Source organism: Halobacterium yunchengense, from assembly GCF_037031165.1.
In the GTDB taxonomy this organism is placed as follows: domain Archaea; phylum Halobacteriota; class Halobacteria; order Halobacteriales; family Halobacteriaceae; genus Halobacterium; species Halobacterium yunchengense.
Genome location: NZ_JAYEZL010000001.1, coordinates 356,589 through 369,723 on the forward strand (window position 1 = coordinate 356,589; position 13,135 = coordinate 369,723).

Consider the following 13,135-nt stretch of genomic DNA (forward strand, 5'->3'; position numbering starts at 1 on the left):
CACCGCCGCGGGGCGTGCCGGAACGCCACGATTTATGCCCGTGAACCACCGTCTGACTGGCATGGCAACGCGTGACTCGGGACGCATCATGGGCGACCGCGTCCCCTTCGGGCTGGACGCCGCGGAGTCGCTGTCCTGGGCCCTCGGGTCGGAGGTCGTCGCGGCGAAACCGGAGTGCGCGCGCCTCGAGCGAACCGACGGCAGCGGGTCGCTGGCGGCGTTCCGCGCGACCGAGCACACGGTCGTCGTGCGCGTGCGGACCGCCGTCGGCCGCGAGAAGTTCTACGGGCTCGCGGCGGCGGACTTCCGGGACGCGCTCGCGGACGCCGGCGCGCGCTGGCGGGTCGTCGACGCGGACTGCTGAGGGAGACGGCTGCGAGAAGCGAGTCCAGGGCGGAACGGCGGTCAGGCCTCGATGGGGAGGCCGGTCGCCCGGAGCGCCTCGTCGGCGGTGGCGTCGTCGTGGACGACTGCGGCGATGGCGGTGGTCATCGCCGCCGGGTCGTCGTGCTGGAAGACGGTGCGACCCATGGAGACGCCGGCCGCGCCCGCGTCCATCGCGCCGCGGACGTTCTGGAGGGTGGCGCGGTCGCCCTCGGGGCTGCCGCCGGCGATGATGACTGGCTTGCTCGTGGACTCGGTGACGCGCTCGAAGCTCCCGCTGTCGCCCGAGTAGGCGGTCTTGACGACGTCGGCGCCGACCTCCTCGGCGAGGCGGACGGCGTGCCCGAGGTTCTCGGCGTCGTGCTCGTCGACGCCCGGTCCCCTGGCGTACGCCATCGCGAGCACGGGCATGCCGAGGCGGTCGGCGTCGTCCGCGACCTCAGCGAGCTGCGTGATCTGGTCGGGCTCGTGGTCGCTGCCGACGTTGATGTGGAAGGAGACGGCGTCGGCGCCGGCGCGGACGGCCTCCTCGACGGTGCCGGTGAGGCGCTTGTCGTTGGCGTCCGGGCCGATGGTCGTGGAGGCGTTCAGGTGGACGACGTAGCCGGCGTCGTTCTTGTTGTCGTGGACGCGGGGCGCGATGCCCTTCTGCGTGAGGACGGCGTCCGCGCCGTTGCTGGTGACGGCGTCGATGGTGGACTCGATGTCGACGAGGCCGTCTACCGCGCCGAGCGTGATGCCGTGGTCCATCGGGATGGTGACGAATCGGCCATCCCGGCCGATGCGGTCGAGTCGCGCTGTCTTCCCTGGTGTCATTGTCAGTGAGTAGCAAACGGGTGGCTATTTGCGTTCCGGTTCGGGCAGGCCCTTCCGCGCGCCCGCCTTCAGTTCGGCGGCGAGCGCCTCGAGGCGGTCCGCGACGTCCGCGGTGGGCAGGTCGTCCGCGACGCCCTCGGCGACGACGTCCACGTACGCGCTGCCGACGATGACGCCGTCGGCGCCGCTGGCGACGACCTCGCGGGCCTGCTCGCCCGTCGAGATGCCGAACCCGACGGCCTTCGGCACGTCCGCGTCGCGGAGGCGCGCGAGGGCGTCCGGCGTGTCGTCGCTGACGTCGTCGCGGGCGCCCGTCGTCCCGAGCCGGCCCTGGACGTAGACGAAGCCCGTCGTCCGGTCGAGCATGCGCTCGAGGCGCTCGGGCGTCGTCGTCGGCGCGACGATGAACACGAGGTCGAGGCCGTGCTCGCGGCACGCCTCGTACAGCGGGCCGGACTCGTCGACCGGGAGGTCCGGCACGACGAACCCCGAGACGCCCGCCTCGGCGGCCGCAGCGACGAACTCCGCCGGTCCGGGTTCGTCGCCGTACCGGAACAGGAGGTTGTAGTACGTCATGCAGACGACCGGGACGTCGACGTCCAGGTCGCGGACGAGGTCGAGGTAGTCGTCGGGGGTCATGCCGGCGTCGAGGGCGCGCTTGATGGCGTTCTGGATGGTCGTCCCCTCCGCCACCGGCTCGGAGAACGGCAGGCCGAGTTCCACGACGTCGGTGCCGCCGTCGACGAGCGCCTCGACGTACGCCTTCGTCGCCTCGGCGCTCGGGTCGCCCGCCGCGACGTACGAGACGAGCGCCGGCCCGTCCTCGAACGCCGCAGCGAGTCGGGAGCGGCCCCGGGCGTCCGCCGTCTCGGGGTCGCTCACTCCTCGAACACCTCCATGGAGGGCGACCCCTCGATGTCGCGCGCCGCGGACTCCTCGACGACGGTGTCGAGGTCCTTGTCGCCGCGGCCGGAGACGTTCACGACGACCGGCCCGTCGCCGTCGTACTCTTCGAGGTACGCGACGGCGTGGCTGGACTCCAGGGCCGGGATGATGCCCTCCGCCCGGGAGAGCCGGTGGAACGCCTCGAGCGCGGCGTCGTCGTCGACGTTCACGGGCGTCACGCGCCCCTCGTCGACGAGGTGCGAGAGCTCCGGACCGACGCCCGCGTAGTCCAGGCCCGCCGAGACGGAGTGCGATTCCACGATCTGGCCCTCCTCGGTCTGGAGGAGTTTCGTGCGCGCGCCGTGCAGCACGCCCTCCGTCCCCGTCGAGAGGCTCGCCGAGTTCGGCGCGTACCCCTCCTCGGCGTCCACGCCCAGGCTGGAGCCGCCCGCTTCGACGGCGAGCAGGTCGACGTCGGGCGCTGGCTCGTGGCTCCCCTCGGGCGCTCCCGGGAGACGCGCGCTCCCCGTGAACGACGAGAACGCGCCCATCGTGTTCGACCCGCCGCCCGCGCACGCGAGCACGGCCTCCGGCAGGCGGCCGAGGCGCTCGGTGGTCTGGGCGCGGACCTCCTCGCTGATGACCGACTGGAAGTCCCGCACCATCGCCGGGAACGGGTGCGGTCCCACGACGCTGCCGATGACGTAGTGGGTGTCCTCGACGTTCGTCGCCCAGTCCCGCATCGTCTCGTTGATCGCTTCCTTCAGCGTGCCGGAGCCGACGTCCACGGGGTTGACCTCGGCGTCGTGGATGCGCATCCGGAAGACGTTCGGGCGCTGGCGGTTCACGTCCGTCCGCCCCATGTAGATCTCGCAGGGGACGTCGAGGTGTGCGCACGCCATCGCGGTCGCGGTGCCGTGCTGGCCGGCGCCGGTCTCCGCGACGATGCGTTCCTTGCCCATGTACTTCGCGAGCAGCACCTGACCGAGCGCGTTGTTGAGCTTGTGCGCGCCGCCGTGCAGGAGGTCCTCGCGCTTGAGGTAGACCTCGGTGTCGTAGCGCTCGCTGAGGTTCTCGGCGTGGGACAGCGGCGTCGGCCGGCCGCCGAACTCCCGGATTCGCCGCCGGAAGTCGTCGACGAACCCGTCCTCGTTCTCGAGGACGTAGCGCTCGTAGGCGTCGGCCAGCTCCTCGACCGCCGGCATCAGCACCTCGGGGACGTACTGGCCGCCGTAGTCGCCGAACTTCCCCGCTCGCGTCTCCCGTTCGTCGGTCGCAGCGTCGTTCGTTCCGCTCATGCGTTCACCAGTGTCCGCGTGTTCTCGGCTACGTCGCCGTCCATGATGGCGCTTCCGACGAGCAGGCCGTCCGCGCCCGCCGCGCGCATCCGCCGGGCGTCGGCGGGCGTCGAGACGCCGCTCTCGGCGAGCAGCGTCACATCCCCGGGCGCGTGCGGCGCCACGGCCTCGAACGTCGAGAGGTCGACGTCGAGCGCCGCGAGGTCGCGGTTGTTCACGCCGATTATCTCGGCGCCGGCGTCGACCGCGCGCCGGAGTTCCTCGCGGTCGTGGACCTCGACGAGCGCCTGGAAGCCGCGGTCGCGCGCGGCGTCGAGCATCCCGTCGAGGTCGTCGCCGAGGAACCGCGCGATGAGCAACACGACGTCGGCCTCGACGGCGTCGAGGTGGGGCTCCTCGAGCAGGAAGTCCTTCCGGAGGACGGGGACGTCGACGGCGTCGCGGACCGCCGCGAGCGCGTCCGTGCTGCCGCCGAAGTGCTCGGGCTCGGTGAGCACGGACAGCGCGGCGGCGCCGCCGTCGGCCATCTGCTCGGCGAGCGCGACGGGGTCGTCGCGTCGCTCGCCGTCGGTCGTGGGACTCGTCGGTTTCACTTCGGCGATCAGTGGGACGCGGCCGTCGGCCGCGGCGGCCGCGAGCGCGTCCGGCAGCGACCGCGGCGTCACGGAGACGGTTCGCTCCGGCGGGTCGCGCTCGCGGGCGGCCTCGAGGATGGACCGCACCGGCGGCGCCAGCGATTCACTCTCGTGCATTGTTGTACATCGATGCACTACTCTGTACATAAGGCTTGCGTCGGGAGGCGCGGAGCGTCTCCGGACGCGCGAGCGGCGAGTGGACAACACAGAAGGCCGCCGACGCCGACCCCACACGCATGGACGCAGCCGGCATCTACGCGCGGCAGTCGGACGCGCTCGGGCGGTACGTGCAACTCGGCGTGGCGGGCGACCGCGTCGTCAGCGTCTCCTTCCCGGAGACCGCGCCCGAGAACGCGGACAGCGACCACCCGCTGCTGGACCGCGTGGACGGCTACCTCGCGGGCGCGGAGGACGACCTCGCCGACGTGCCGGTCGGGCTCACGGTCCCGACCGACCAGCGCGCCGTCCTCGAAGCCGTGCGGAAGGTCCCGTACGGCGAGGAGGTCTCGCTGGAGCGCGTGCTCGCGATGGCGGCCGGCCTCGACCCGGACCGCGAGGAGGACGTCGAGACGGCGCGCGCCGCGCTCGCGGAGAACCCCGTGCCGCTGTTCGTGCCCGACCACCGCGTCCGCGACGGCCCGAGCGGCGCGCCCCGGGACGTCGCCGCGTTCCTCCGCGACCTCGAATCCTGAGTCAGTCGCGGCCGCGAGCGCGAGTCAGTCGCGGGCGTGGAGCGCGAACTCCGCGGCGTTCACGACGTAGTGGGCGACGACCGCGGCGAGGAGACTCCCCGTCAGCACGTACGCCGCGGCGAGCGCGAACCCGAGCGCGGTCGTCACCGCCACGCCGACGGCGCCCTGGGCGGTGTGCGCGGCGCCGAAGGCGACGCTGGACGCCGCGGCGAGCAGCCACGGCGACGCGCCGAACCCGGCCGCGAACGCGCCCACGAGGACGCCGCGGAAGAGCAGTTCCTCGACGCCCGCCACGACCGGCAGCGCCACGCCGAACAGCACCAGCCAGCCCGCGGCGTCCGCGGGCGTCAGCGCCGCGCGCAGGTCCTCGTCGTAGCCGAGGCCCGCCTCGTCGAGCACGCGCATCGCCGCCTCGTTGCCGGCCGCGAGCAGGACGCCGACCGCAGCGCCGACGGCGGCGTGCCGCCAGGACGCCCCGATACGGAACGCGTCGACGGGGATCCGCGCCGTCCACGCCGCCGCCAGCACGAGCAGCCCGACCGCCGCCTGGGAGCTCGAGACCTGCACGAGCAGCGACCTCGGCGTGAGCCCGTCGGCGTCCCGGGACTCGAGGACGCCGCGGGACGCCCACGTCAGCGCCACGACCGCGGCGGTCAACAGCACGGCGAACGCGGCGAACGGCAGCCAGTGTGGCGCCATCACGAGCAGCCACGGCCACCGCGCGTAGAAAAGCTTCGGCGTCGCGTCACCCGGGGAGAACGCCGCCGTCGCGAGTGACCGCGTTTCCGCCGATCGCCGCGACGACGCCCCAACGCATATCACGGTTCTTGTCAGACTAACAGATATGTCCCGCTCTATCGGTGGTCTCTCACTCACCGCCCGGGACGCGGCCTCCGCCGCTGTCGGCGCAGCACACGCCGTGTTCGTGTTCGCGCTGTACGACTCGCTCGGCTTCACCACCGCGTACTTCCACACCGCGCTCCGGGCGGCGTTCACCGTGTGGACCGCGGTGGGCGCGCTGCTCCTCGGGACCGCAGTCGGGTGGTGCTGGTTCCGTCACCGCCTCGCCCTCCCGGCGGTCACTACGGCCGGCGTGCTCGCGTGGAGTCTCGTAGAGACGCTCCCGTACGCGCCACGGTTTAGCGAAGTCGGGTACACCGCGGTCGGGCTGACGCCGTTCACGCTCTACCGGTGGGGCTGGCTCGTCGTGCTCGCGGCCGCCGCAGTCGCGGCCGGTGTGGAGTGCGCTGTCCGGAGGCGACTGCTGGCGTAGCGGTCGTTCGAGAACAGTCACCGCGAGCGCAGCGAGCGGGCCGACGAACCCCCCGGACGGGAGTGAGGACGGCTTTTTAGCGTAGCTTCGTGCCAGCGAGTGAGCGGCGTGTGAACGCCGCGAACGAGCGTGGTCCGAGAGACGCCTCCGGCGTCTCTCGTCATCTGGAAAGAGCGCTGCGCGCTCTTTCCGCGACAGCAAAACGGTACTACTGCGGGCTCGGACTGCCGGCGCCGGTGCCGGAGTCGACCTTGCCCTCGAGGGCCTTCCCGGTGAGGGCCTTCAGGCGCTCGACCAGCGAGTCCTTCTCGGGCTCGCCGACGAGCGCGACGTCCAGCACCTCGCTGATGTGCGAGACCGGGATGATCTCGATCTGGTCCTCGTACTCGTCCTCGATCATCACGTCCTGCTCGTTCGCCTCGGGGATGATGACGCGGTCGCAGCCCGCCTTCGCGGCGGCCTCGATCTTGTGCGTGACGCCGCCGACCGGCAGCACGTCGCCGCGCACCGAGAGGCTGCCCGTCATCGCGAGGTCCTGGGCGACGGGGATGTTCTCCAGCGCGCTGATGACCGCGGTGGCGACCGTGATCGAGGCGGAGTCGCCGTCGACGCCGCTCTCGCCCGTCTGCACGAACTGGATGTGGATGTCCTTCTCGGAGAGGTTCTCGTCGCTGTACTTCTTGATGATGGCGGAGACGTTGTCCACGGCCTCCTCGGCCATCTCCTGGAGCTGGCCGGTCGAGTAGACGCGGCCCTCCTCCTGGCTGAGCGCGGGCGTGATCTCGGCCATCACGGGCAGCATGATGCCGGAGTCGCCGCCCATCACCGCGAGACCGTTCACGCGGCCGACGGCCTCGCCGTCCGAGACCTTCAGCTCGTAGTCCTTGCGGCGCTCGATGTAGTTGTCCACGAACTGCTGTTCGATGGACCGCGAGCGCTTCTTCGCCTCCAGGACGTCGTCGCGGCGGGTCTGCTCGTGGCCGCGCGAGCTCGCGATGTCGCCCGCGACGCGGACGAGCCCGCCGAGGTCGCGGAGCTTCAGCGTGAGGTGGCCCTTGCGGCCGGCGCGGCGCTTCGCCTCGAGGATGATCTCGCGGACGGCGTCGTCGGCGAAGTGCGGGAGCTGGCCGTCCTTCTCGACCTCCTGGGCGACGAACCGCGCGTACTTCCGGCGCATCTCCGGGGTGTCCTCGATGGTGTCCTCCATGTACACCTCGTAGCCGTACCCCCGGATCCGGGAGCGCAGCGCCGGGTGCATGTTCTCCATCGCGTCCATGTTCCCGGCGGCGACCATGATGAAGTCACACGGCACGGGCTCGGTCTGCACCATCGCGCCCGAGGAGCGCTCGGACTGGCCGGTGATGGAGAACTCGCCCTCCTGAATGGCCGTCATGAGCTTCTGCTGGCTGCGCACGTCGAGCGTGTTGATCTCGTCGATGAACAGCACGCCCTTGTGCGCCTTCTGGATGGCGCCGGCCTCGACGCGCTCGTGGCTCGGCGTCCCCATGCCGCCGGACTGGAAGGGGTCGTGGCGGACGTCGCCGAGCAGCGCGCCGGCGTGGGCGCCGGTCGCGTCCTCGAACGGCGCGACCTGGCTGTCGGCGTTGTTGATGAGGAGCTTCGGCACCATCGCGTCGCCGCCGCGGTCGGTGTAGCGGAACGCGAGGTAGATGACGCCGGCCGCGAGCACGCCCAGGAGGGGCTGGCGCGCCATCAGGAACGCGTAGCCGACGACCAGCAGGATGATGATCCACATGAGGAACGACCGCATCTGGTTGCGCTTGCGGGCTTCCTCCTTGTGGGCTTCCACGATCTGTTCGCCCTTGCCGGCGGGGACCGTCCGGACCTTCGGTTCGTTGGAGTCGTCAGGGTTGTTGTAGACCAGGACGTCCTGGAGGTTCTCCTGCGGGAGGAGGTGGCTCATCGCCTTCGCGAGCATCGACTTCCCCGTCCCGGGGGAGCCGATCATCATCACGTGGCGGTGCTGTTTGGCCGCGCGGAGGATGATGTCGCGGGCCTCGGACTGGCCGATGACCTGGTCGACCAGTCGCTCGGGCACCTCGATGGCGGACGTGTCCTCGATCTCGAGGCCGCCAAGCAGGTCGTCCTCGGCGTCGTCCTCGTTGATGGTGACGTCACCCTCCACGCCGACCTCGCTGCCGAGGTCCTCGACGCCCTCGGCGATGTCCGAGTCGCCGTCGCCGGACTCGGCGCCGTCGGCGCCGGTCGCGCCGCTGCCGGCGTCCTCCGGCCGGTCTGCGTCCTCCGGCCGGTCTGCGTCCTCCAGCCGGTCTGCGTCCTCCGGCCGGTCGGCCTCGGAGCCCTGGGACTGCTCGGCCGTCGACCGGTCGGTCCCGTGGGCCTCGGACCGCTCGCCGTCGGGGTCCTCGCGTGGGGGTTCGTCCTTCGTCGATTCGTTGCTCATAGAAGTTGTTTCGACAGTCGAAACGAGGGCCGGCCGACTGATATACTTTCTCCCTCGGAACGGCACCGAGTCTGCCATTTTCGGGCGCGAGACGGGCTCAGGCCCGGTTCCAGCGTTCGGGGGCGGTCCGCCGGCTTCGCGGCCGCGGGCCGAGCCGGCGGACCCCGCCGAACTCGCCATTCTTATGGTCGCTGACCGGGATTCGAGACGTGAGGAATGACCCGGGGGTTCTACATCGGCCGCTTCCAGCCGTACCACAACGGCCACCACCGCGTCGTCGAGCAGATCGCCACCGAGGTCGACGAACTCGTCGTCGGCATCGGGAGCGCTGGCGACTCCCACACCGCCCGGAACCCGTTCACGGCGGGCGAACGAATCATGATGATCACGAAGTCCCTCGTGGACTTCGACCTCGTGACGTACGCGGTCCCCATCGAGGACCTCGACCGGAACGCGGTCTGGGTGAGCCACGTGCAGTCGATGAGCCCGAACTTCGAGGTCGCGTACTCGAACAACCCGCTCGTCATCCGGCTGTTCAACGAGGCGGGCATCGAGGTGCGTCAGTCCCCGATGTTCGACCGCGAGGTCCTCGAGGGCACGGAGATCCGCCGCCGGATGCAACACGACGCCGACTGGGAGCGCCTCGTGCCGGAGGCGGTCGCGGACGTCGTCGGCGAGATCGACGGCATCGAGCGCATCCAGAAGGTCAGCGACTCGGACTCGAACGGCGACGACCCGAACCCCGAGTAGCGGCCAGTTCTCGACGCCCGCCACGGACAGCAGTTTTCAACGACGGCGACGAACGACCGCCCATGATAACGCTGAGTTCCGACTTCGGGTCGCCGTACCCGGCGGCGATGAAGGGCGTCGTGTTGCAGTCGAGGGACGCACAGCTCGTCGACGTCGCCCACGACTTCCCGCGGCAGGACGTGCGCGCGGCGGCGTTCTGGCTGCGCGAGGTGCTGCCGTACTTCCCGCCGGCGGTCCACCTCGTCGTCGTCGACCCCGGCGTCGGCACCGAGCGCGAGGCCGTCGTCGTGCGGGCCGGCCGGCACGCGGTCGTCGCGCCGGACAACGGCGTCGCGATCCCGGCGGCGCGGGAACTCGCGGGCGACGGCGACGTCGAGGTGTTCGCGATCGACGTCGAGGACCCGGCGAGTTCGACGTTCCACGGCCGGGACGTGTTCGCTCCCGCCGCCGCCGACGTCCACGAGCGCGGCGTCGAGGCGTTCCACGAGTACCCGGGCTACGAGCGCCGCGACGACTACGAGACCGTCGAGTTCCCCGACCCGGACCTCGCGGGGGACGTGCTCCGGGGGGAGGTGCTGGTCGTCGACGGCTTCGGGAACGCCGTCACGAACCTCCCCGGGCGCGTGCTCGAGGACCGCATGGGAGAGTTCGTGCGCGTGAACGGGAACGCGGTCGCGGCGCGGCGCACGTACGCCGACGTCGACCCCGGGCAGTGGCTGGTGACCGTCGGCAGTCACGGGAACGTCGAACTCGCGGTGAACCGCGGCCGCGGCGACGACGCGTTCGGCGTCGACCCCGGGAGTCCGGTGGAACTCCGGTGGTAGGCGGCGCCGCGGCGGTCAGCCCCGGGACTCGAGGGCGTCCCCGACGTCGCCGAGTTCCCGCTCGAGCGCCTCGCGCTCGAAGTACAGGAGTTCGACGCCGAGGACGAACGCGCCGACGGCCAGCACCATCCAGAACGTCCCGGGTTCGCGCGTGTAGAGGTTCCACAGCATCAGCGGCGCGAACCCGAGCGCGCCGACCGCGCCGACCGCGGGCGGCAGCGGGTGGACGCCGGCGTCGTCGCGCTCGCGGAACGCGAGGGCGCTCGTCGCGCCGAACACGACGATGAACGACAGTGACGCGAAGGAGGTGATGGCGCCGAGGCTGCCGTAGACCGCGAACGCCGCGGTGAGCGCGCCGAGGACGACCACCGTGCGCTCGGGGACGCCGTCGGCGTCGCCGTCCCCGATCCGGTCCGGCAGGAGGTCCCCGCGGACGAGGCGCTCCGCGAAGTGCGACGCGGAGAACAGCGTCGCGTTGATGGCGCTGCCCGTGGAGAACAGCGCGGACACCGAGACGACCGCGAAGCCGAGCCCGGAGAGGCCGACCACGGACAGCATCGCGGAGGCGGCGTCCGCGAGCGCGACGTGCGGGTGGGACTCCAGCGCGTCGGGCGCGAGCGCGACGGTGACGACGGCGACGAGGACGTAGACGACGACGGCCGTCGGGATCGCGACGTAGACCGCGCGCCGGATGGTACGCACGCTGTCCGCGACGCTGCCCTGGTCGTAGAACAGCAGCTGCCAGCCCTGGAACGCGACGAACGAGATGGCCGCCCCGACGACGGGGCCGGGCGTCGTGAGCTGGCCGAGCCCGTAGGACAGCCCGGTGTCGGTGAAGCCCGTGGCGTACGCGACGCCGAACAGGCCGAACGCGAGGAGGACGGCGACCTTCGCGGCGACGAGGACGTTCTCGGCGGCGCCCGTGGTCCGCGCGCCGAGGAGGTTCAGCGCGACGAACAGCGCCACGGCGACGACGGAGACGGCGGGTCGCAGCGGCACGCCGGCGTACGAGGCGGGGACCGCCGAGAAGCCGAGCGCGAACTCCGCGAACGCGTACGCGTACATCGCCATCGACCCGACGTACCCGAACAGCAGCGTCCAGCCCACCATCCCCGCCAGCGTGGTGTCGCCGACGGCCTGCTGGACGAACGAGACGGAGCCGCCCCGGCCGTCCCCCATCGCGTTCAGCCCGTTGTACGAGTAGCCCGCGCAGAGCGCGACGGCGCCGGCGAGCGCGAACGCGAACCACGTCGCCGGGCCCGTGACCTGCGCGACGACGCCGAGGACGGCGTAGATGCCGCCGCCGATCATGCCGCCGAGCGCGATGGACACGCACTCGGTGAGGCCGAGCTGCTCGCCCATCCACCGGGGAGCCAGGACGCGGCGCCGGCTAAGGGTTGTGGCCGTCCGACAGAACAGCGGAGTCGGTTGTGGAGCGACGGCCCGGAGGGCGGCTACTCGGCGGCGACGACGTCGTCGATGCGGACGATCATCGTCGCGGCCTCGGTGGCGGCCTCGACGGCCTCCCGCTTCACGGCGGCGGGGTCGAAGACGCCGGCCTCGACGGGGTCGCCGAGGACGCCGCGGTCGTCGGCGAGGAGGACGCCGGCCGGCCCGGACTCGACGGCCGCGTGGAGGTCGGCCATGGCGTCCACGGGGTCCATGCCGGCGTTCGCTGCGAGCGTCCGCGGCAGCACGTCGAGCGCGTCCGCGAACGCCTCGGCGGCGAGCTGTGCGCGGCCGTGGACGCCGGCGGCGCCGTCGCGGACGGCGGCGGCGGCCGCGAGTTCGGCGTAGCCGGCGCCTGGCACGACGCCGCCCTCTGCGGCCGCGGCGACCACGTCGACGGCGTCGCCGAGCGCGCGCTCGAGCTCCGCGACGACGTGTTCGGTGCCGCCGCGCGCGAACACCGTGACCGCCGGCGCGTCGGCGCGCTCGACGAACGTCGCGGCGTCCTCGCCGAACCGCTCGACGCGCACCTCGTCGGCGCGCCCGAGGTCGTCGGCGTCGACGTCGAAGGCGTCCCGGGAGAGCCGCGCGCCCGTCGCGGTGCGGACGGCGTCCGCGTCGTCGCCGTCGACCTTCTCGTAGACCACCACGCCGCGGTCGGCGAGCGCCGCGGCGACCCTGTCGTCGACGGCCTTCGTGCAGAACACGACATCCGCGCCCGTGTCGGCGACCGCGTCCGCCAGCCGGCGGAGTTCGGCCTCCTGGGCGTCCATCGCCGCGTCGAGCTGGGCGACGTCGGTGACGTCGTAGGCGACGTCGACTTCGGTCTCGCGGCCCTCGAGTTTCGCGTCGAACACGAGCACGTCCGCGTCCTCGACGCGCACCGCGGCGTCGTGGCCGAGGGGTTCCTCGGAGACGACGACGCCGTCGACGAGGCTGGTCGCGCCGGAGGAGGCGCCGACCTGCGTGCGGACGTGGACGTCGTCGCGGTGGACGCCGTCGTCGTCGGTGACGCGGCGGACCGCCGAGACCACGATGTCGGCGAGGGCGTCGGCGCTCACGTCGCCGGTCCCCTTCCCGGTCATGCTGGAGCGCGCGACGTCGCGCAGCCGGTCGTCGTCGACGTCGCCGTCCGTGGTCACGTCGTCGACGGCGTCGAGCGCGAGGTCGCGGGCCGCGGCGTACCCCTCGACGATGGCCGTCGGGTGGACGTCCTGTTCGAGGAGGTCCTCGGCGCGCGCGAGCAGCTGGCCGGCGAACACGGCGGCGGTGGTCGTGCCGTCGCCGACCTCGTCCTCCTGGGTGCGCGCGACGTCGACGAGCATCTTCGCCGCGGGGTGGTCGACGTCCATCTCCTCGAGCAGCGTCACGCCGTCGTTGGTGATGACGACGTTCCCGGAGGAGTCGACGAGCAGCTTGTCCATGCCGCGTGGGCCGAGCGTCGTGCGGACGGCCTCCGCGACGGCCTTCCCGGCGGCGATGTTCCAGCGCTGGGCGTCGTGGCCCCGGGTTCGGGTGCCGTCGCCGACGATGAACATCGGTCCCGCCGTCGTGCGTACTGCGTTTGCTGCCATAGTCAGCGAACCGATACGCTGGCGGTTCTATATGTAGTTTTCGAGAGCGCGGAGCGCGGAACGGCCCGACAGTCGAGCGCCGACGGCGCCGCCGGTCGACCGCCGCCAGCGCGAACGACCCACCGTCAGA

The 13,135-nt window shown here is 72.1% G+C and carries 13 protein-coding genes; 5 read left to right on the forward strand and 8 right to left on the reverse strand.

Annotation, left to right across the window (positions count from 1 at the left end):
* The first annotated feature begins 61 nt into the window (after positions 1–61).
* Positions 62–364, forward strand: coding sequence for a hypothetical protein (locus U5911_RS01740; protein ID WP_336034777.1), 303 nt, complete (start codon positions 62–64; stop codon positions 362–364).
* A 41-nt stretch (positions 365–405) separates the two neighbouring features.
* Here U5911_RS01740 and U5911_RS01745 read toward each other — a convergent pair whose 3' ends face one another.
* Genes U5911_RS01745 through trpC form a run of 4 tightly spaced genes read right to left on the reverse strand, consistent with a single transcriptional unit; the run spans position 406 to position 4,135 of the window.
* A complete protein-coding gene (locus tag U5911_RS01745; protein WP_336034778.1) occupies positions 406–1,200 on the reverse strand; it encodes a 2-amino-3,7-dideoxy-D-threo-hept-6-ulosonate synthase in 795 nt (264 codons plus the stop codon).
* Between the two features lie 24 nt (positions 1,201–1,224).
* Positions 1,225–2,082 carry a tryptophan synthase subunit alpha gene (gene trpA, locus U5911_RS01750; protein ID WP_336034779.1) on the reverse strand — a complete coding sequence of 286 codons (858 nt, stop codon included), beginning with the start codon at positions 2,080–2,082 and terminating at the stop codon, positions 1,225–1,227.
* Positions 2,079–3,383, reverse strand: a complete 1,305-nt coding sequence (gene trpB / locus U5911_RS01755) for a tryptophan synthase subunit beta (protein ID WP_336034780.1) — start codon at positions 3,381–3,383, stop codon at positions 2,079–2,081. The genes trpA and trpB overlap by 4 nt, the downstream gene beginning before the upstream one ends.
* Positions 3,380–4,135, reverse strand: coding sequence for an indole-3-glycerol phosphate synthase (gene trpC, locus U5911_RS01760; protein WP_336034781.1), 756 nt, complete (start codon positions 4,133–4,135; stop codon positions 3,380–3,382). Before trpC ends, trpB begins: the two co-directional genes overlap by 4 nt.
* Before the next feature lie 119 nt (positions 4,136–4,254).
* Here trpC and U5911_RS01765 point away from each other — a divergent pair, with 119 nt between their 5' ends.
* The gene (locus U5911_RS01765) at positions 4,255–4,710 is read left to right on the forward strand and encodes an MGMT family protein (protein WP_336034782.1); all 456 of its coding nucleotides are present in this window, start codon (positions 4,255–4,257) and stop codon (positions 4,708–4,710) included.
* Between the two features lie 24 nt (positions 4,711–4,734).
* On the opposite strand, the gene U5911_RS01770 is transcribed toward U5911_RS01765, so the two are convergent.
* Positions 4,735–5,409, reverse strand: a complete 675-nt coding sequence (locus U5911_RS01770) for a CPBP family intramembrane glutamic endopeptidase (RefSeq protein WP_336034783.1) — start codon at positions 5,407–5,409, stop codon at positions 4,735–4,737.
* A gap of 145 nt (positions 5,410–5,554) precedes the next feature.
* Here U5911_RS01770 and U5911_RS01775 point away from each other — a divergent pair, with 145 nt between their 5' ends.
* Positions 5,555–5,983: a hypothetical protein gene (locus U5911_RS01775; RefSeq protein WP_336034784.1), complete on the forward strand. Its 429-nt coding sequence runs from the start codon at positions 5,555–5,557 to the stop codon at positions 5,981–5,983.
* 208 nt (positions 5,984–6,191) lie between these two features.
* On the opposite strand, the gene lonB is transcribed toward U5911_RS01775, so the two are convergent.
* Entirely contained in the window at positions 6,192–8,408 is a 2,217-nt protein-coding gene (gene lonB, locus U5911_RS01780) for an ATP-dependent protease LonB (protein WP_336034785.1), read from the reverse strand.
* 216 nt (positions 8,409–8,624) lie between these two features.
* Between lonB and U5911_RS01785 the strand changes: the two genes are divergently transcribed.
* Together U5911_RS01785 and U5911_RS01790 are read left to right on the forward strand one after the other, a co-directional pair.
* On the forward strand, positions 8,625–9,158 hold the full coding sequence (locus tag U5911_RS01785; RefSeq protein ID WP_336034787.1) for a nicotinamide-nucleotide adenylyltransferase: 534 nt from the start codon (positions 8,625–8,627) through the stop codon (positions 9,156–9,158).
* 62 nt (positions 9,159–9,220) lie between these two features.
* Entirely contained in the window at positions 9,221–9,982 is a 762-nt protein-coding gene (locus U5911_RS01790; RefSeq protein WP_336034789.1) for an SAM hydrolase/SAM-dependent halogenase family protein, read from the forward strand.
* Positions 9,983–9,997: 15 nt separating this feature from the next.
* On the opposite strand, the gene U5911_RS01795 is transcribed toward U5911_RS01790, so the two are convergent.
* Complete coding sequence (locus tag U5911_RS01795; protein WP_336034791.1) at positions 9,998–11,344, reverse strand: APC family permease; 1,347 nt, start codon at positions 11,342–11,344, stop codon at positions 9,998–10,000.
* A gap of 92 nt (positions 11,345–11,436) precedes the next feature.
* Entirely contained in the window at positions 11,437–13,005 is a 1,569-nt protein-coding gene (gene thsA / locus U5911_RS01800; RefSeq protein WP_336034793.1) for a thermosome subunit alpha, read from the reverse strand.
* Positions 13,006–13,135 lie beyond the last annotated feature (130 nt).

Coding starts and splice junctions, on each gene's coding strand:
- U5911_RS01740 (WP_336034777.1), top strand. CDS start 62: ATGGCAACGCGTGACTCGGGACGCATCATGGGCGACCGCGTCCCCTTC.
- U5911_RS01745 (WP_336034778.1), bottom strand. CDS start 1,200: ATGACACCAGGGAAGACAGCGCGACTCGACCGCATCGGCCGGGATGGC.
- trpB (WP_336034780.1), bottom strand. CDS start 3,383: ATGAGCGGAACGAACGACGCTGCGACCGACGAACGGGAGACGCGAGCG.
- trpC (WP_336034781.1), bottom strand. CDS start 4,135: ATGCACGAGAGTGAATCGCTGGCGCCGCCGGTGCGGTCCATCCTCGAG.
- U5911_RS01765 (WP_336034782.1), top strand. CDS start 4,255: ATGGACGCAGCCGGCATCTACGCGCGGCAGTCGGACGCGCTCGGGCGG.
- U5911_RS01770 (WP_336034783.1), bottom strand. CDS start 5,409: ATGGCGCCACACTGGCTGCCGTTCGCCGCGTTCGCCGTGCTGTTGACC.
- U5911_RS01775 (WP_336034784.1), top strand. CDS start 5,555: ATGTCCCGCTCTATCGGTGGTCTCTCACTCACCGCCCGGGACGCGGCC.
- lonB (WP_336034785.1), bottom strand. CDS start 8,408: ATGAGCAACGAATCGACGAAGGACGAACCCCCACGCGAGGACCCCGAC.
- U5911_RS01785 (WP_336034787.1), top strand. CDS start 8,625: ATGACCCGGGGGTTCTACATCGGCCGCTTCCAGCCGTACCACAACGGC.
- U5911_RS01790 (WP_336034789.1), top strand. CDS start 9,221: ATGATAACGCTGAGTTCCGACTTCGGGTCGCCGTACCCGGCGGCGATG.
- U5911_RS01795 (WP_336034791.1), bottom strand. CDS start 11,344: ATGGGCGAGCAGCTCGGCCTCACCGAGTGCGTGTCCATCGCGCTCGGC.
- thsA (WP_336034793.1), bottom strand. CDS start 13,005: ATGGCAGCAAACGCAGTACGCACGACGGCGGGACCGATGTTCATCGTC.